This window comes from Kribbella sp. NPDC050124 (assembly GCF_044460355.1).
In the GTDB taxonomy this organism is placed as follows: Bacteria; Actinomycetota; Actinomycetes; order Propionibacteriales; family Kribbellaceae; genus Kribbella.
Genome location: NZ_JBITJU010000008.1, coordinates 115563 through 133664 on the forward strand (window position 1 = coordinate 115563; position 18102 = coordinate 133664).

The window sequence follows — 18102 nt, forward strand, 5'->3', positions numbered from 1 at the left end:
TCAGGAGTTGGCATGACGGGTCTGGCAGCAGATCGGCGGACTTTCCTCAAGGGACTCGGACTGCTCGGGGCGGCCGCCCTGGTGCCCGGGTGCGCGACCTCGACAAGCAGTCCGGGCAGCGGCAGCGCGGCCACTGGTGAGCTTTCGCTGCAGTCGAACCTCTCCAGTGAGCAGGCGAAGGCCGCGATGGAGAAGCTCGTTGCCGCGTACAACAAAACGGGCGCGTCCCAGGTCAAGCTGAACACGGTCGCGTCGGAGATCTTCCGGACCCAGCTGCCGACCTACCTCACCTCGGCGAACCCGCCGGACGTCTACACCTGGTACGCCGGCTCGGTCGCGGACTCGTACGCGAAGAAGGACCTGCTGCTCGACGTCACCAGCGTCTGGGACGGCCTGGGCAACTACCCGAAGTCGATGCAGACGCTGTCCACCAGCAGCAACGGGCAGAAGATCTTCGTGCCGACCAGCTACTACTGGTGGGGCATGTTCTACCGGAAGTCGAACTTCGCCAAGTGGGGCGTGACGCCGCCGAAGACGTGGGACGAGTTCCTGCAGGTGTGCAAGACGATCCAGGGCAAGGGCGTCCCGCCGATCGGCATCGGGCTCGGCGACACCCCGTGGGTCGCGTCGGCCTGGTTCGACTACCTGAACATCCGGATCAACGGCGCGCCGTTCCACCGCGAGTTGCTGGCCGGCCAGGGTCGGTTCGACGACCCGAAGGTGAAGGCGGTCTTCACCAAGTGGCGCGAGGCGCTGCCGTACTTCGACCCGAAGGGCAAGTCGTTCCCGTTCCAGGAGGCGACCTCGGCGCTGCTGGCCGGCAAGACCGGGATGTTCCTGATCGGCACGTTCTTCGCGGACTCCGCGCCCAAGGACGCGCTGGACGACATCGACTTCTTCCAGTTCCCGATCATCGATCCCGCCGTACCGGTCGCCGAGGAGGCGCCGACGGACGGGTACTTCGCGTCGAAGAAGGCGAAGGACCCGGACGGCGTGAAGAAGTTCATGACCTGGCTGGCGACCGCCGAGGCGCAGGAGATCTACGTGCAGAACTCCTCCGGTACGGCGATCCCGGCGAACCCGGACGGCAAGGCCGCCGACACGCCGCTGGTGAAGAAGGGCAAGGCGATGATCGAGAGCGCCGCCGAGCTGACCCAGTTCTTCAACCGCGACTCCAGTGACGCGCTCCAGCCGACCGCCGACGCCGCACTCACCAAGTTCCTCGACAAGCCCGACCAGATCGACAAGATCCTGAAGGACTGGCAAGCCGCCGCCCAGAAGGTCTTCACAGCGTGACTTCGACCGTGACGTCGCCTCCCCACCAGTCCGTACGGACCGGTGGCGGGGCGGCTCCCTCCCGACGCCGTACCAGGCCTCGACGGGTGTCGCCGTTGATCCTGGTCTTCGTGTTCGTGCCGTTCGCGGTGGAAGCGGTGTGGGTGTTCTGGCCCGCGCTGCAAGGATTCTGGCTGGCGTTGACGAACTGGGACGGGCTGTCGGCGCCGACGTTCGTGGGGTTCGGGAACTTCGCCGACATGGTGTCGGACCCGATCTTCCGGACGGCGTTGAAGAACACCGCGATCTGGCTCGTGCTGTTCGGTGGGCTGAGTGTGATCGGCGGGTTCGGGATGGCGTTGCTGCTGCAGCGGGAGCGTCGCGGCGTCGGCATCTATCGCGCCGCGCTCTTCACCCCGGTCGTCTTCTCGCTCGTCGTCACCGCGCTGATCTGGCGCGTCTTCTACCAGCCCGATGGCCTGGTCGACACGATCCTGCGCACGATCGGCCTCGGTGACTTCATCCGCCCGTGGCTCGCCGACCCCGACACCGCGCTGTACGCCGTCATCGTGCCGGCGCTGTGGCGTCAGATCGGCTACGTGATGGTGCTGTACCTGGCCGGCCTCAAGGCGGTCGACCCCGCGCTCTACGAAGCCGCGAAGGTTGACGGTGCCTCGGCCTGGCAGCGGACCCGGTACGTGACGATCCCGCAGCTCAAGGGCGTGAACTCCGTCGTCCTCTCGGTGATCGTGATCGACTCGCTGAGATCCTTCGACATCGTCTGGTCGATGACGAAGGGCGGTCCGTACCACTCGTCGGAGCTGCTCAGCACCTACATGTACTCGACCGCGTTCCAGTCCACCCAGCTCGGCTACGCGTCCGCGCTGGCCGTGGTCATCTTCCTGCTCGCCCTCGCCGTCATCCTCGGCTACCTGATCCGCGCCTTCCGGGAGGAGACATGAACCGCCTCAAGACGTCCGGCTACCACCTGGCGATGGGGTTGATCTCGTTCCTGTGGGTCGCGCCGATCCTGTGGGTGATCGTGATCTCGTTCCGCAGCTTCGACGACGTCGCGGCGAACGGGCTCGGCTCACTGCCGCACTCGTTCACGTTCTCGACGTACAAGTCGGCGTGGGAGGACGCGGACGAGTTCCGGGCGCTGATCAACAGCTTGCTGGTGACGATCCCGGCGGTGATCCTGAGTCTCGGGCTGGCGTCGATCGCGGCGTACGGACTGGCGCGGTACAGCATCCCGTTCCGGCGGACGGTGTTGTTGCTGATGCTGATGGGCAACCTGCTGCCGCCGCAGATCCTGCTGATCCCGATTTCCCGGTTCGTGGAGCTGATCGGGTACTACGACACGCTCGTCGCACTCATCGCCGTCCACGTCGGGTTCGGGCTCGGGTTCTACACGTTCGTGCTGCACGGGTTCATGCGGGACCTGCCGCGGGAGATCCAGGAGGCGGCGACGATCGACGGCGCCGGACCGGGGAAGATCTACTCGAGTGTGATCCTGCCGCTGACCCGGCCGGCGCTGGCGGCGCTCGGTGCGCTGTCGTTCACCTGGATCTTCAACGACCTGCTGTGGTCGATCACCGTGATCCGGTCCGGCGAGAAGATGCCGGTCACGCCGGCGCTGCTCGGTCTGCAGGGACTGTTCGTCTCGTCCTGGAACGTGATCGCGGCCGGAACCGTCATCGCCGCGATCCCGACGGTCGCGGTCTTCCTCCGCTTCCAGAAGCACTTCGTCGGCGGCCTGGCGATCGGAGCCGTCAAGTGAGGACCTGGACGCTGCGCGGCCCGGGTACGTCGTACGTCGTCGGCGTACCCGACCACGGCGGGTGGGCCGAACTGGTTGCCTGGGGCCCGCACGCCGTCACCGAAGGACCCTCCACCCTCGCCCCCGAAGGCACCGAACACTTCCTCCCCCGCTCCGACATCCAACCCCTCGAATACGCCGCGCGCGGTGTCCGGTACGGCGCCCCCGTCGACCTGATCCTCTCCGGCCCCGACGGCTCCGACGAACTCCGCCCGACCTTCGCCGGTGTGCGTGAAGGCGGGGAGTTGCAGCTGGAGTTCAAGGACGAACTGCGATCGGTGTGGTTGGTGTTGCACTACCGGATGGTGGGGGATGTGGTGGAGCGGTGGGTTTCGATGCACAACGACGGTGCGGACGGGCTCACGTTGCATCGGCATGATTCGGCGGGGTTTGTGATTCCGGCGCAGGGGCCGATTCGGTACCTGTGGGGGGAGTGGAACAGCGAGTTCCAGCAGGCGGAGGTGAGCCTCGAGCGTGGGCGGTTCACGATCGGGAGTCAGCAGGGGATCACCGGGCACTCCTACTCGCCGTTCCTGGCGGTCGACGGGTACGGCGTGCAACTCGCGTGGACCGGGTCGTGGGAGATGTCGGCCGAGGTGGACACCACCGGGCAGACGCGGATCCAGGCTGGTCGTGCACCCTCCACGCTCGGGCTGAGGCTCGGCCCGGGGGAGTCGTGGGAGTCACCGAAGGCCGTCGGGGCGTACAGCTCCGAAGGACCAGAGGGCCTGGCGCGCGTGTTCCACGACTACCAGCGCTCTTTCTCGCGTCGCCGTACGCCGAAGGTCCTCTACAACTCGTGGTTCGCCACCGAGTTCGACGTACGCGCGGAACACCAACTGGAGCTGGCGCAACGGGCAGCCGCGATCGGCGTGGAGACGTTCGTCGTCGACGACGGCTGGTTCACCGGGCGGACCGACGACCGGCACGGACTCGGCGACTGGGACGTAGACCCGGCGAAGTTCCCCAACGGGCTCGACACGTTCATCACGCAGTTGAAGGGCCTCGGCCTCGACTTCGGGCTGTGGATCGAGCCCGAGTCGGTCAGCCCAGGTTCGAAGCTGGCCGCCGAGCATCCGGAGTGGATCCTGCGCACCGAGGGCCGCGAGCCGCTTCAGGTCCGCAACCAGCTCCTGCTCGACCTGAGCCGGGACGATGTCCGCGAGTTCATCTCGGACACGCTCGACAAACTGTTGTCGGCGTACGACATCACCTACCTGAAGTGGGACGCGAACCGCCCGCGCCTCGACGCCGGCGACCAGCGCCGCGACGTCGACGGTCGCGTGGTCGCCAACCTGTACGCGATCCTCGACCGGCTCCGGGCCGAGCATCCGCAGGTGTACGTCGAGGGTTGCGCCGGCGGCGGCGCTCGGGTCGACCTCGGGATGGCCGCGCGGGTCGATACGCTCTGGCCAAGTGACAACACGGCCCCGCTGGATCGGCTCAGGATCCAGCGGGGGTTCCGCACCGGGTACGCGCCGCACCTGATGAGCTCGTGGGTGACCGATGCCGTGGGCACCCATGACGGCCGGGAGCGGTCGCTCGACTTCCGGTTCCACGTGGCGATGTCCGGCGTACTCGGGATCGGCGCCGACCTGTCCCGGTGGACCGACGACCAGCTCAAGACGGCCGAGCACCACATCGCACAGTACAAGTCGATCCGCGATGTAGTTGTCAACGGCACCGTTCACCAGCTGACCGCCGGCCTGCAGTACGTCGGCGCCGACCGGTCGGTGGTGTTTCTGTGGGAGACGGGTGACGGCAACGTGCGCGGGACGTTGCCGACCAGGCCGCGCCGCGTGCCGCTCGTCCAGCTGGATCCCGCGACGAACTACCGGGTGGGAGACGAGGTCCACCCGGGCAGCTATCTGCTGCAGGCCGGCGTCCGTTGGGACGGCTCGGCCGACTCGAACTGCCTGGTCGTCGAAGCACTCGACTGACCGTTCCGCTCAACGGCAGCAAAGGACAACAGATGAAGCGACTATCCGCATTGCTTGCGGCGGCCCTGGTGAGCGCCTCGCTCGTCACCACCACGACGTCAGCCGGTGCGACCGGCGTGACGACGGCGCAGCCACAGGCCGACGTACTCAGCCCCACGCCGTACATGGGCTGGAACACGTACTACGGACTCGCCGGCGACTTCACCGAGGAGTCGGTCAAGTCGGTGGCCGACTCGATGGTGAGCCGAGGGCTCGCGAAGGCCGGCTATGACATCGTGTGGCTGGACGGGGGCTGGCAGGCCGACGTACCGCGGAGCGAGGCCGGTGACCTGCAGCCGAACCCGGCCAAGTTCCCCAACGGGCTCAAGCCGCTCGTCGACTACATCCACAGCAAGGGCCTGAAGGCCGGCATCTACACCGACGCCGGTCCGTACATCCCGGGCAAGTGTGGTCTCGGCAGCGGTGGTTACTACCAGCGGGACGCGGACCAGTTCGCGGCCTGGGGGTTCGACGCGGTGAAGGTCGACTACCTCTGCGGCATCGCCGCCGACCTCGACCCGAAGACGGTGTTCACCGAGTTCGCCCAGGCGCTGCGCAACAACGCCAGCAAGCGGCCGATGATCTTCAACCTGTGCAACCCGGTCACCTCGCCGGACTGGGGCAACTACCCCGAGTCCCAGCAGTCGATCAACTCGTGGTCGTACGCGCCCGGGATCGCGCAGTCGTGGCGGACGTACACCGACGTCGGCTTCCTCGGTGACATCAAGTTCAAGGACGTACTGCGCAACTACGACGCGAACGCGCGTCACCCCGAGGTGGTCAAGCCGGGTGCGTTCAGCGACCCCGACTACCTCGGACCCGAGCTCGGCATGACGGACGAGGAGTTCCGCAGCCAGTTCACCCTCTGGGCCGTGGCCGCGGCACCGCTCGTCATCGGCAGCGACGTCCGCAAGCTGAGCGCGACCACGATCGCCACCCTGACCGACCCCGACGTGATCGCGATCAACCAGGACAAGGCCGCGGTTCAGGCGGTCCGTGTCGGTGCCGCGGGTACGACGGAGACGTGGGTCAAGCGGCTCGCGGACGGCAGCCGGGCCGTGGTGCTGCTGAACCGCGGCGACAGCGCGAAGACGATCACGACGACGGCGGCCGCGGTCGGCCTGAGCGGAGATCGCTTCACCCTGAAGAACGCGTGGACCAACGCGGTGACCGAGAGCGCCGGCACGATCAGCGCAGCGGTCCCGGCGCACGGTACGGCGCTCTTCCGCGTGCAGCCCGCCACTGGTCTGCCGGGGATCCCGCACGTGACCGCCGGCATTCCGCAGGTGATGAAGGTCGGGACTGACGGACAGCCCGAGGGCGTTGCGCCGGTGGTTGCCGGTGGCGACGAGCTGACCGTTCAGGTTGCCGTTCGCAACGATGGCGTGCTGCCGGTGTTCAAGCCTGCAGTGAAGGTTGCCGGTGGCACCGGGTGGATCGTGAAGTCGTTGACCAAAGCCCCGGCCCTGCTCGCCAGCGGGCAGCAGGCGGCGTTCGCCTTCACCGTGAAGCTCCCCGCCGGCGCCCCGGCCGGATCCGCGAGCCTCACTGCGACGACGTCGTACGAGACCCTCGGGTACGGCGTTCAGCGGCAGACGACCGTGTCGCCGGTGATCGTGGCGCCGGAGCCGCCGGACGGTACGGTCCCGCTGTCGCACCACGACTGGATCAGCGCGACCAGTGGCTGGATGTCGCCGACGATCGACGAGAGTGTCGGTGGTGGCAACCCGATCAAGCTGCTGGGCACGACGTACCAGACCGGGATCGGCGTGGCCTCGCCGTCGACCGTGCGCTACTACCTGGGCAAGGCGTGCGCGCGGCTGACTGGGACCGTCGGGATCGACGACGTCGTCAGCAACGTCGGCCCGGACGGCGGGACGGCGACGTTCCAGGTGATTGGTGACGGAAAGGTGCTGTTCGACAGCGGTGTCGTCGACCGCTTCACCCCGAAGCAGTTCGACGTGGACTTGACCGGCGTACGCGTCCTCGACCTCTTCGTCGGCGACGCCGGCGACGGCGGCTACAACGACCGAGCCGACTGGGCCGCCCCGACGGCAACCTGCTAGCCGGCAACCGCGCTCAGAGGGGCAGGCCGCTCGCCGGTCTGCCCCTCTGGTCCGGCGGACAGGAGGTACCGGGCGCCGACCAGTGCACCTGAGCGTCAAACTCCGGGGCGTGTACGGCGTATCGGAGGTGCACTACCTGTCGAGCGGTACCCCCAACTCCCAAGTCGTCAGATTCTTACGGGGTTTGGCGACTCGCCGTGTGGTGGTGACATGTTGTTCATTCTGGGTCAGTCTCATGTTGTCGGAAAGTGCTTGTGCAGTTGGTTTCTATTACTGATTTTCATGGGTACTTGCGGCCGCCTTCGCCGGCGGACGGGGGGACGATCGCCGGGCCGGACGGGAAGGCTCAGGTTGTCGGGGGAGCGGCGTACCTGGCGACTCATCTGAAGACGATCCGGGCCGGGCACAGCAACTCGGTGTTCTTCGCCACCGGGGACAGCTTCGCTGGCTGGCCGTTCGAGGTGGATTCGCATGCGGACGAGCCGACGGTCGAGGTGCTGAACGCGCTCGGCCTCGAGTTCGACGCCGTTGGGAACCACGAGCTCGACGTGTCGAAGAGCTTCCTGGTCGACCACATGGCCAAGGGCAAGTGCTTCGGCGAGGTCGGCGTGGACAGCTGTTTCACGGACTCCACCGGCCGCCGCTTCCACGGTGCCGACTTCAGCTTCCAGTCGGCCAACATCGTCGACGCGAAGGGCCGGACCATCGTCGCGCCGTATACGATCCGCTGGGTCCGCAACCACGGTCGCGCGTACCCGGTCGGCTTCATCGGCCTGACCGTCCCGGACACCCCGGTCGGCTCCACGTCGTACCAGCCGGAGCTCAAGGCGCTCGACCCGCTCGCGTCCGCCAACCGGGCGGCGGCCGAGCTGACCCGGCGGGGTGTGAAGGCGATCGTGCTCAACATGCACGACGGCGGCACCGACGGCTCGGCGACGTACGACAACTGCGTCAACCCGAGCGGTCCCGCGATCGACCTGGCCCGCAAGGTGACGCCGGAGATCGACGCGATCGTGACCGGCCACTGGCACGCGGCGTTCAACTGCAGCATCCCGGACCCGGCCGGCAACCCGCGCCCGGTCGTCGAGGCGGCGAACCACGGCCGGCTGATCAACGAGATCAACGTCCAGCTCGACCCCAAGACCGGCGAGGTACTGCGGGACCGCACGACGTCGACCAACCACGCCGTCACTCGCGACGTCACGCCCGACCCGCAGATCCAGCGCATCGTCGACTACTGGACCGCGGCCGGCGACCGCAAGTACGCCGAGCCGGTCGCGACCATCACGGGCGACTTCACCCGTACGGCGAACGCAGTCGGCGAAAGCACCTTCGCCGATCTCGCGGCTGACGTGCACCTCTGGACCGCCCGCCAGAACGGCCACGCCGACCTCGGTGTCATCGCCGCCAAACCCGCCACCGGATCGACCGCACTCCGCGGCGATCTCCTGGTTGCCAACAGCAACAAGCCCGGAGATGCGGACGGCCGGGTGCTGCTGGGGGAGTCGTGGGAGGCATACGGGTACGGCAACCCGGTCCTGACCGTCAGCCTGACCGGTGCGCAACTGGACGCCGTACTCGAGCAGCAGTGGCAGACGCAGCCCGACGGCACGGTGAAGTTCGCACCGCTCGCGGTCTCAGGCAACGTCAGCTACGCCTTCGACGCCCGCCGCCCGGTCGGTGATCGAGTCGACCCGGCCGACGTCAAGATCGACGGCGCCGTACTCGATCCGGCCAAGACCTATCGGGTCGCCGCGCTGGCCTACACCGTGATCGGCGCGGACGGCTACGCCGCCTTCAAGGTCGCCACGGACCCCGTCCGCAACAACACCGACCACGAGACGTTCGCGTCGTACCTCAGGACTCACAAGACACTGACCCCGGCGCCGCTCACGCGAGTGGTTCAGAAGGGGTAGCCGCGGTGGCATAGTCGAGGTGTGGTGCTTGGGTTCGGGGGAGATCTGGAGTTCGACCCGGTGTTGTTCGAGGTGCGCCGGGGTGGAGTTCCGGTGCCGCTGGAGCCGCAGGCGTTCGACGTCCTCGCCTACCTGGTCTCGCACCGTGACCGGGTGGTCGCGAAAGAGGAACTGATGGACGGTGTCTGGGGCGGCCGTTTCGTGAGCGAGACGGCCGTCACCAGCCGGATCAAGCAGGTACGGCGGGCGCTCGGCGACGACGGCCACAGTCAGCGGATGATCCGGACCCTGCACGGCCGCGGCTACCGTTTCGTCGCGCCGGTCGACGCATCCGAGCCGCGTGCGGCCGAGCCGGTCCGCTACACCGTCAGCGACGGCTTGCACATCGCGTACCAGGTATCCGGCGGCGGCGACCTCGACCTGGTGCTGATCTCCGGGTTCGTGTCGCACCTCGAACTGGACTGGGCCGATCCGCGGCACGCCCACTTCCTGCACCGGCTGGGAACGATGGGCCGGTTGATCCGGTTCGACAAGCGCGGCACCGGGATGTCGGACCGGCCGTCCGGCCTGCCGGACCTCGAGACGCGGATGCACGACGTACTCGCGGTGATGGACGCGGTCGGGTCGCAGCGGGCGGTGCTGGTCGGGTACTCCGAGGGTGGTCCGATGGCGATCCTCTGCGCGGCGACACATCCCGAGCGGGTCGCGGGGCTCGTCCTGTACGGCGCCTACGCCAAGCGGATCTCGTCGGAGGGCTATCCCTGGGCGCAGACCCAGGAAGTGTGGCGGGCCTACACCGATGAGCTCGTGAACGGGTGGGACTGGGAGGCGGACATGCGGCGGCGCTGTCCGTCGGCCGACGCACCCATGCAGCGGTGGTGGGCACAGCGCATGCGAGCGGCCGCGACACCGTCCACCGTGCGGGCGCTGCTGGACATGAATGCGCTCGTGGACGTACGGGATGTGCTCCCGGCGATCCGCGTTCCGACGCTCGTGCTGCACCGGGTCGGTGACGCGCTGATCGAGGTCGGTGGAGCTCAGTTCATCGCCGACCGCATTCCCGGCGCGCGGCTGGAACTGCTCAAGGGCGACGACCACTTCGTTTCCGGGTATCCGGATCAGATCCTCGACCCGATCGAGCGGTTCCTCGCCGATCTGCCGGAGACGACCGCCCGGCCGCCGGCGCTGGCTGCTGTGGCCGCGCCCGCCGGGCCGGGAGCCGGTGACCTGGTCTCGAGCCTGGTCGCGGCCGGCGGGCGCCGGTGTTCAGGACCGGGCGCGCGAGCGATCGTGCTGTTCGACGGTCCTGCCACCGCCGTGCGTGCGGGACTCGCCCTTCTGCATCCTGCTGACGCGCTAGGGGTCGCGATCGCGGAGGTTCCCCGCGACGCGGTCGAGCTGGACGCGTACGGCGTACAGGTCGCGATCGGCCTCGCCGACCAGGCTGCCCCGGGGTCCCTGTTGGTCACCCCGGGGGTTCGTGACCTGTTGTCTGGCTCGGGGGTTGCGACAGAGCCCTCCGACTCGGTGTTCCGGGCCTTAACGACCGGGGTGTGATCAGGCGGTCGCGACGTCGATAGACACCGGGACGCCGTGCGTGATCACGTCGTACACCGCGGAGCGCCGGCGCGACTGGTCGACCAGGGCGGCCAGCTTCTCCGCCGCCGCGTCGCCCTTGACGTGGAAGACGACCCGGATCGCCTCGTACCCGTTGCGTACCTCGGGGTCGAGACCGAGGATGCCGAGCAGGTTGATGTCGCCCTCGACCGTCGAGGTGACTTCCCCGAGGTCGATGCCGCGGGCGGCGGCGATGTTCGCCAGCCCACTGGTGAGGCAGGCGGCCAACGCGAGCAGCAGGTGCTCGGCCGGGGTCGGGCCGTTGTCCCCACCGACCAGCACCGGCGGGTGGTCGGCGTCGAACGTGAAGGCGGCCGCGTGGGTGTGCTCCTGCCCGGCGCCGTAGAACCCGGTGATCGTGCCGCGGTTGTGGGTGCCGCTGATCCACCGGTTGGTGGCGCGGAACTGGAAGCGGGCGAGCGCGGGCTGCGCCTTGACCGCGTCGAGGGTGGCGAACAAGGTCGCGGTGTCGACGCCGTTGCGATGGTTCTCGGTCGTGGTGGTCATGATGCTTGTCCCTTCAAGCTGCTGAGCTGACGGCCTGGTGGCCGGGAAACGAGGCCAGCTGGTCGGCCTCTCGTTCGAGCACTTCGCTGAGCTGGACCTGCAGCTCGACGAAGCGTTCCGGTGCTGGGAAGGCGGTCAGTGCGCGCGTCAGGTCGAGGACCTCGCGCGCCATCGCGTTCCGGGTCTCCTGGTACGACGACATCGCCGCGCGCTCGGTGGACGGGTCGCGGAGTCCGGCGTCGACAGCCGTCGCGAGCAGCTCGGCATCCCGGAACGCATCGGTGATGCCGTGCCCGGTGATCGGGTCGCGGTGGTAGCCGGCGTCGCCGACGAGCGCCCAGCCGGGACCGTGGGCCTGGCGGAGGTAGTTCGGCAGGTCGGCCGCTCCGCGCAGTCGTTCGGTGATGCGACCGGCGCGAACCCGGGTCCCCAGGCTGGGCACCAGTTGCTCGAGTTGCTCGACGAAAGCCTCGGTACGGCGGGAGCCCGCCGTACGGATCGGGTCGAGCAGCGGAGTCGGCCGGATCAGCCAGACACAGGCCTCGTCGTGGTGCGTCGGGAAGACACCGGCGAACGCATCCGGCGCAAGGTGGAACTCGTAGGTGTCCGGCGCCAGACCGGTCACGTAGGTGAAGAAGACCGCACAGGGCGAGGTGTCGTGCTCGAGTGTCGTGGCTTTGACGAACTCCGCCATTCGTGAGCGGCGACCGTCTGCGCCGACGACGATGCGTGCGGGCAGCTCGATCCGATCGCCGTCCCGGTCGTGGCCGACGATGCCGGTGACTCGTCCGTCGCGTCCTCGCAATAGACCGGTGGCCGTCACACCCGTGCGGAGCTCGGCGCCAGACTCCACCGCCGCGTCGGCGAGCAGGCTGTCGAGGATTTGGCGACGTGGCGCGACCAGAACATCCACACCGTCGCGCGGCTTGATCCGTCGTAGCTTGGTCTCACCTGGCAGCTCGAACCGCACCTTTGTGACCGCCGGCGTCCCACTAGCCAGGACGGAGTCCAGCAGTCCCCAGCGGGACAACTGCACCACCCCACCCCGAAGCAGCCCATGCGTCGACAAGGTGTCGCTAGGCAGCCCCGCCTTGTCCACCATCACAACCCGGTGGCCCATCCTCCCCAGCAACATCCCCGTCGCCGCCCCCGCACACCGCGCCCCCACAACCACCACGTCGTACATCTCCCGCCCCCATCGTCGATACCCCGACTCTGCGGCAGAACGACCCCCAAAACTTGGAGACCGATTGGAGGTCCCGTCTCCACAATTCCTCCACAATTCGCGGACGTCCGACGATTCACGCCCCCGACGCTCTGTGGTTCCAGTTGCTCTCAGACCGGCGGGGTCGCGACCAGGGTGGCCGGGACCCCGCCGGGGGTGGTCGAGTGAGCGTGGGGGACTACTGCGTGCGGTGGTGTTGGGCGAGGGCTTTCAGGTAGAGGGCGCTGGCTTTGGGGGTTCGGGTCTGGGTTTCGTAGTCGACTCGGACGATGCCGAAGCGTTTCGCGTACCCGTAGGCCCATTCGAAGTTGTCCAGCAGGGACCACGCGAGGTACCCGCGGATGTCCGCGCCCTGCTGGATCGCGGAGGCGACAGCGGCCAGGTGTGACGTGAAGTAGGCGACCCGTTCAGCGTCGTCCACGAAGCCGGACGAGTCAGCATGGTCTTCGAAGGCGGACCCGTTCTCGGTGATGACCATCGGCAACCCCGGGTAGTCCCGGGCGATCCCGACGAGCAGGTCGGTGAAACCTTCGGGAACGATCTCCCAATCCATCGCCGTGCGCGGCTTGTCGAGCGGGATGGTCCGACTGACCGGCCGACCCTCGTCGTCGACCGTGCGCCCGTCCTCGCCGAACCCCGTGAACTTCTGGCTGAAGTAGTAGTTCACCCCGAGTACGTCGATCGGCGCAGCGATCACCGCAAGGTCGCCATCGAGAATCGGCAGTTCGACACCCTCCGCAGCAAGATCCGCAACCACATCGGCGGGATAACGCCCGAACACCAGCGGATCGAGGTAGATCCGCCGCCCCATCCCGTCCGCCCGCCGGGCGGCGTCGACGTCGGGCTGGGCATCCGAAGCCGGGTACGCCGTCGCCACGTTCAGCGTGATCCCGATGTCCAGCTTCCGCGGCGCCGCCTCCCGCATCCGGGTCGTCGCGAGACCGTGCCCGAGCAGCAAATGATGTACGGCGGCCAGCGCCGCCGGGTACTCACGTCGCCCCGGCGCATGAGCGCCGTACGCGTAACCGAGCATCGCCGAGCACCACGGTTCGTTCAGCGTGGTCCACGTGTCGACGCGATCGCTCAACGCGTCGAAGACGAGCATCGCGTAGTCCGCGAACCGGTACGCCGTGTCGCGCGCCGGCCAGCCGCCCGCGTCCTCCAGGTCCTGCGGCAGGTCCCAGTGGTACAGCGTCACCCACGGGTCGATGCCTTGGGCAAGCAGTTCGTCGACGAGCCGATCGTAGAAGTCGATGCCGGCCAGGTTGACCGGACCCTTCCCGTGCGGCTGGACCCGCGGCCACGCCACCGAGAACCGGTACGTGTCCAGGCCGAGGTCCTTGATCAGGGCGACGTCGGCCGGCATCCGGTGGTAGTGGTCGCAGGCGATGTCACCGGTGTCGCCGTTGTCGATCGCACCCGGCACCCGGCAGAAGGTGTCCCAGATCGAAGGCGTCCGCCCGTCGACGGCGACAGCGCCCTCGATCTGGTACGCCGACGTCGCGACACCCCACCGGAATCCGGCCGGCAGCCCCGCGATCAGTTCGGCGTCCCCCGAGACAGAAGTCGTACTCATGCAGAGCCTTTCAGGAGGTTGGTACGCGGCCAGGGAGCCAGCAGGCGACGGACCGGCTGGGATCGTTGCGTGCGGACGGAATTCCCAACACCGGGATCTCCGCCGAGCACCGGTCGAACGCGTGCGGGCACCGGGGATGGAACGAACAGCCGGACGGCATCCCGCGCAGGTCCGGCGGTGATCCCGGGATCCCGGCCAGCTCCCGCCGCGGACCACGCAGCGCCGGGAACGACTTCAGCAGGCCCTCGCTGTACGGATGCAGCGAGTCCTTGTAGAGATCCGCCGACCGCGCTTCCTCCACGATCCGGCCGCCGTACATGATCGCGATCCGGTCGGAGAACTCGACCAGCAGCGACAGGTCGTGGGTGATGAACAGCACCGAGAACCCGAGCCGCTCGCGAAGCTCGACCAGTTGGGCGAGGATCTGCCGCTGCATCACCACGTCGAGGGCGGTGGTCGGCTCGTCCATGATCACGACCTGCGGTTCGAGGACGAGCGCCATCCCGATCATCACCCGCTGCCGCATACCGCCGGACAACTGGTGTGGGTAGGCGTCCATCCGGTCCGCCGAGATCCCGACCAGTTTCAGCATCTGCGCAGCCCGCGCGGTCCGTGCCTGCGGCGTCAGCCCGGGCTCGTGCGCCTTGATGACGTCGAGCATCTGGGTCGAGACCTTGTGCACCGGGTTGAGCGAGTTCATCGCGCCCTGGAACACGATCGACGTCTCGGCCCACCGGAACGCCCGCAACTCCGGGTCCGTCAGCGCCATCACGTCGTACGCATCACCGCTCGGCGGGTGGTAGACGACCGAGCCGCCGCTGATCACACCCGGCGGCGGCAGCAACCGCGTCACGCCGTACGCGAGCGTCGACTTCCCGCTGCCGCTCTCGCCCGCGAGCCCGAGCACTTCACCGCGATGCAGCGTCAGCGTGACGTCGCGGACCGCCTGCACCGCCTGGTCGCCGAGTCCATAGTCGACGCAGAAGTCCTTGATTTCCAGCACCGGCTCCTTCATGCGGCTTCCTCCTTGCGCCGTACGACGGGGGTCGCAGGACCGGCCTTGGATCCGAGGACCGGCGTGAAGCCGACCCGCATCCGGACCGAGTGACCGTCCTTCGTCTTCACCCGGGTGTGCCCGCTGCTGCGCAACCGCGGGCTGACGAACTCGTCGATCCCGAAGTTGATCAGCGACAGCGCCGTACCGAGCACCGCGATCGCGAGACCGGCCGGGACGAACCACCACCAGGCGCCCTGGGCCAGTGCCTGCTGGCTCTGCGCCCAGAACAGGATCGTGCCCCAGTTCCACTCCGAGATGGTCGAGATGCCGATGAACGCCAGCGTGATCTCGGACATCACCGCGAAGATCACCGTGCCGACGAAACCGGAGGCGATGATCGCGGTCAGGTTCGGCATGATCTCGGCGGTGATGATCCGCCAGGTGCTCTCACCGGTTGCCCGCGCGGCCTCGACGTAGTCGCGACGCCGCAACGACAACGTCTGTGCCCGGAGCACTCGCGCGCCCCACGCCCACGAGGTGAAACCGATGACCAAGGCAACCATGAGATCGCCGGCCGAAGGGATCGTCGAGGCGACGATGATGATCAGCGGCAGCGCCGGGATGACCAGGAAGACGTTCGACAACGCCGACAGGCTCTCGTCCGCGGCGCCGCCGAGGAAGCCGGCGCTGACCCCGATCAGCACCGACAGCGCGGTCGCGACGATGCCGGCCAGCAGGCCGACGAACATCACGCCGCGGGTGCCGACGAGCACCTGGCTGAAGATGTCCTGGCCGAGGTGCGTCGTACCGAACCAGTGCTTGCCCGACGGCGGCTGGATCAGGTCGCTGCTGCGCGCGGACGGGTCGTACGGCGCGATCCACGGCCCGATGATCGCGATCACGCAGAAGAAGGCGAGCACGATCAGGCCGGTCGCGGCCTTCGGGTTGGCAACGAACCGCAGCCGGCGGCGTTTGGCCGGCGCGGCCGCGACCTCGGGACCTTCCGGAGTGACCGCGGTGATGGTGCTGGCTGGTGCGGACACGTCAGCCCTCCTTCCGGGTACGCGGGTCGAGCAGCAGGTAGGCGATGTCGGCCATCAGGTTGGCGACCAGGACGGACAGCGTGATGACGAGGAAGATGCCCTGCATCAGCGGGTAGTCCTTGGCGCCGACCGCCTGGAAGAGGTTGTAGCCGATGCCCGGGTAGGAGAAGACGATCTCGACCAGCAGCGTGCCGCCGACGATGAAGCCGAGCGACAGCGCGAAGCCGGAGACGTTCGGCAGCAGCGCATTGCGGGCGGCGTAGCTGACCATCACCCGGCGCTCGGGCAGGCCCTTGGCGTGCGCGACGGTGATGTAGTCCTCGGAGGCTACCGTGACCATCATGTTCCGCATGCTCAGGATCCAGCCGCTCACCGACGAGATCAGGATCGTGACCGCCGGGAGCAGGCTGTGCTGGATCGCGCTGCCGATGAACTCGCCGTTCCAGGACGGCACCAGACCGGGCTCGTAGCCGCCGGACGACGGGAAGATGCTGCCCGGGCCCGCCAGCAGGGTGATCGCCAGCAGGCCGAGCCAGAAGTACGGGATCGACGACAGAAAGGTTGTCACCGGCAACAGCCCGTCCAGCCAGGAGCCGCGGCGCCAGCCGGCCAGCACGCCGAGCGACGTACCGATCATGAAGCTGGCGAACGTGGTGATGCCGACCAGCGCGATCGTCCACGGCAGGCTCTGGTTCAGGATGTCGGCGACCGGCGTCGGGAAGAAGGTGAACGACAACCCGAGGTCGCCGCGGAACACCTGGCCCCAGTAGTCGACGTACTGGCTCCAGAGGCTGGCGTCGTTGTCCAGGCCGAACAGCACGTAGAGCGAGTTGATCGCCTCGGTGCTCATCTGCCCCTGGAACTTGTTGATCAGCGAGGTGACCGGGTCGCCAGGGATCATCCGCGGGATGAAGAAGTTGATGGTCAGCGCGGCCCACGCGGTGAACAGGTAGAAGGCGACGCGTTGCAGCAGGAACTTCACTTCGCCGCTCCTTCCTCGTACAGCCAGCACGCCGCCCAATGGCCGTGATTCGTGGGCAGGTCGAAGCGAGGCGGAAGGTCCGTCGAGCACTTCGGCATCGCGTGCACGCAGCGCGGGTGGAAGCGGCAGCCTGTCGGCGGGGCGATCAGGCTGGGCGGCTCGCCGCTGCCCCGATCTTCCTCGGACTGGAGATCGCCGACGCGGTCGAGCCGGTCCGGATCCGGCGCGCTCTCGATCAGCAGCCGCGTATACGGGTGCGCCGGGCTCTGCGTGACGGTCTCGGAGTCACCGCCCTCTACCATCCGGCCGGCGTACATCACCAGCGTCTCGTCGGCGAAGTACCGGGCCGACGCGATGTCGTGGGTGATGTAGAGGATCGCCAGGTTGAGCCGTTCCTTCAGGTCCCGCAGGAGGTTCAGTACGCCGAGCCGGATGGAGACGTCGAGCATCGACACCGGCTCGTCGGCGAGCAGCGCTTCCGGGTCGGCGCCGAGGGCACGGGCGATCGACACCCGCTGGCGCTGACCGCCGGAGAGCTCGTGCGGGAACTTGTCCAGGTAGCGCTCCGGGGGAGTGAGCTGCACGCGGAGCAGCAGGTCGCGCAGGTTCTGCTCGAGTTCGGCGGCCGACTCACCAGCCCGGCCGTGGATCTTCAGCGAGCGCGTCAGGTGGTACCGCACGGTGTGCGTCGGGTTCAGCGACGCGAACGGGTCCTGGAAGATCATCTGCACCCGGCGGCAGTACGCGCGGAACTTACGGCCGCCCTTCACCGTGACGGTCTCGCCGTGCAGCCGGATGTCTCCCGCCGACCGTGCGTACAACTGAGCCAGCAGACGGGCGACGGTCGACTTGCCCGAACCGGACTCACCGACGAGCGCGGTGACCCGGCCCCGGCGCAACGTGAGCCGGATGTCGTCGACCGCGTGCACGACCTTGCGCTCCTTGGTGAGCAGGTCGCGGACTCCCCGCCGTACCGGGAAATGCTTGGTGAGGCCTTCGGCCTCGAGGACCACCTCAGAGTCGGTGACCGTCATGAAACTCCAATCACGGCTCGCTCCGCTCGCCGGGTGTGGTAGCAGGGCACCGCGACGCCGGGGACG

Annotated in this window: 14 protein-coding genes; 7 read left to right on the forward strand and 7 right to left on the reverse strand. The window is 68.1% G+C overall.

Going from position 1 to position 18102, the window contains the following annotated elements; genetic code table 11:
* Positions 1-12 precede the first annotated feature (12 nt).
* The 7 genes from ACIBL3_RS20375 (at position 13) to ACIBL3_RS20405 (ending at position 10612) form a co-directional block, all read left to right on the forward strand.
* A complete protein-coding gene (locus tag ACIBL3_RS20375) occupies positions 13-1296 on the forward strand; it encodes an ABC transporter substrate-binding protein (protein WP_396354981.1) in 1284 nt (427 codons plus the stop codon).
* Positions 1297-1382: 86 nt separating this feature from the next.
* Entirely contained in the window at positions 1383-2237 is an 855-nt protein-coding gene (locus tag ACIBL3_RS20380; protein WP_396354982.1) for a carbohydrate ABC transporter permease, read from the forward strand.
* Positions 2234-3055, forward strand: coding sequence for a carbohydrate ABC transporter permease (locus ACIBL3_RS20385; RefSeq protein ID WP_396354983.1), 822 nt, complete (start codon positions 2234-2236; stop codon positions 3053-3055). Before ACIBL3_RS20380 ends, ACIBL3_RS20385 begins: the two co-directional genes overlap by 4 nt.
* On the forward strand, positions 3052-5034 hold the full coding sequence (locus ACIBL3_RS20390; protein WP_396354984.1) for an alpha-galactosidase: 1983 nt from the start codon (positions 3052-3054) through the stop codon (positions 5032-5034). The genes ACIBL3_RS20385 and ACIBL3_RS20390 overlap by 4 nt, the downstream gene beginning before the upstream one ends.
* Before the next feature lie 32 nt (positions 5035-5066).
* Positions 5067-7139 (forward strand): NPCBM/NEW2 domain-containing protein, encoded by a 2073-nt coding sequence (locus tag ACIBL3_RS20395; RefSeq protein ID WP_396354985.1) that lies wholly within the window; start codon positions 5067-5069, stop codon positions 7137-7139.
* 254 nt (positions 7140-7393) lie between these two features.
* Complete coding sequence (locus ACIBL3_RS20400; RefSeq protein ID WP_396355248.1) at positions 7394-9055, forward strand: bifunctional metallophosphatase/5'-nucleotidase; 1662 nt, start codon at positions 7394-7396, stop codon at positions 9053-9055.
* Positions 9056-9076: 21 nt separating this feature from the next.
* Positions 9077-10612: an alpha/beta fold hydrolase gene (locus ACIBL3_RS20405; protein ID WP_396354986.1), complete on the forward strand. Its 1536-nt coding sequence runs from the start codon at positions 9077-9079 to the stop codon at positions 10610-10612.
* Here the strand turns inward: ACIBL3_RS20405 and ACIBL3_RS20410 are convergent, their stop codons facing one another.
* The 7 genes from ACIBL3_RS20410 to ACIBL3_RS20440 form a co-directional block, all read right to left on the reverse strand.
* Positions 10613-11179 (reverse strand): OsmC family protein, encoded by a 567-nt coding sequence (locus ACIBL3_RS20410; protein ID WP_396354987.1) that lies wholly within the window; start codon positions 11177-11179, stop codon positions 10613-10615.
* 13 nt (positions 11180-11192) lie between these two features.
* Entirely contained in the window at positions 11193-12365 is a 1173-nt protein-coding gene (locus tag ACIBL3_RS20415) for an NAD(P)/FAD-dependent oxidoreductase (protein ID WP_396354988.1), read from the reverse strand.
* A gap of 217 nt (positions 12366-12582) precedes the next feature.
* Positions 12583-13980, reverse strand: a complete 1398-nt coding sequence (locus tag ACIBL3_RS20420) for a GH1 family beta-glucosidase (protein WP_396354989.1) — start codon at positions 13978-13980, stop codon at positions 12583-12585.
* Between the two features lie 10 nt (positions 13981-13990).
* Entirely contained in the window at positions 13991-14995 is a 1005-nt protein-coding gene (locus ACIBL3_RS20425) for an ABC transporter ATP-binding protein (RefSeq protein WP_396354990.1), read from the reverse strand.
* Positions 14992-16020 carry an ABC transporter permease gene (locus ACIBL3_RS20430; protein ID WP_396354991.1) on the reverse strand — a complete coding sequence of 343 codons (1029 nt, stop codon included), beginning with the start codon at positions 16018-16020 and terminating at the stop codon, positions 14992-14994. The genes ACIBL3_RS20425 and ACIBL3_RS20430 overlap by 4 nt, the downstream gene beginning before the upstream one ends.
* Position 16021: 1 nt before the next feature.
* Positions 16022-17002: an ABC transporter permease gene (locus ACIBL3_RS20435; RefSeq protein WP_396354992.1), complete on the reverse strand. Its 981-nt coding sequence runs from the start codon at positions 17000-17002 to the stop codon at positions 16022-16024.
* Positions 16999-18036, reverse strand: coding sequence for an ABC transporter ATP-binding protein (locus ACIBL3_RS20440; RefSeq protein WP_396354993.1), 1038 nt, complete (start codon positions 18034-18036; stop codon positions 16999-17001). The genes ACIBL3_RS20435 and ACIBL3_RS20440 overlap by 4 nt, the downstream gene beginning before the upstream one ends.
* Between the last annotated feature and the right edge of the window lie 66 nt (positions 18037-18102).

Bases quoted from the DNA above. Each gene is read 5' to 3' on its own strand.
- ACIBL3_RS20375 (WP_396354981.1), top strand. From the start codon at position 13: ATGACGGGTCTGGCAGCAGATCGGCGGACTTTCCTCAAGGGACTCGGA.
- ACIBL3_RS20395 (WP_396354985.1), top strand. From the start codon at position 5,067: ATGAAGCGACTATCCGCATTGCTTGCGGCGGCCCTGGTGAGCGCCTCG.
- ACIBL3_RS20440 (WP_396354993.1), bottom strand. From the start codon at position 18,036: ATGACGGTCACCGACTCTGAGGTGGTCCTCGAGGCCGAAGGCCTCACC.
- ACIBL3_RS20385 (WP_396354983.1), top strand. From the start codon at position 2,234: ATGAACCGCCTCAAGACGTCCGGCTACCACCTGGCGATGGGGTTGATC.
- ACIBL3_RS20425 (WP_396354990.1), bottom strand. From the start codon at position 14,995: ATGAAGGAGCCGGTGCTGGAAATCAAGGACTTCTGCGTCGACTATGGA.
- ACIBL3_RS20415 (WP_396354988.1), bottom strand. From the start codon at position 12,365: ATGTACGACGTGGTGGTTGTGGGGGCGCGGTGTGCGGGGGCGGCGACG.
- ACIBL3_RS20420 (WP_396354989.1), bottom strand. From the start codon at position 13,980: ATGAGTACGACTTCTGTCTCGGGGGACGCCGAACTGATCGCGGGGCTG.
- ACIBL3_RS20410 (WP_396354987.1), bottom strand. From the start codon at position 11,179: ATGACCACCACGACCGAGAACCATCGCAACGGCGTCGACACCGCGACC.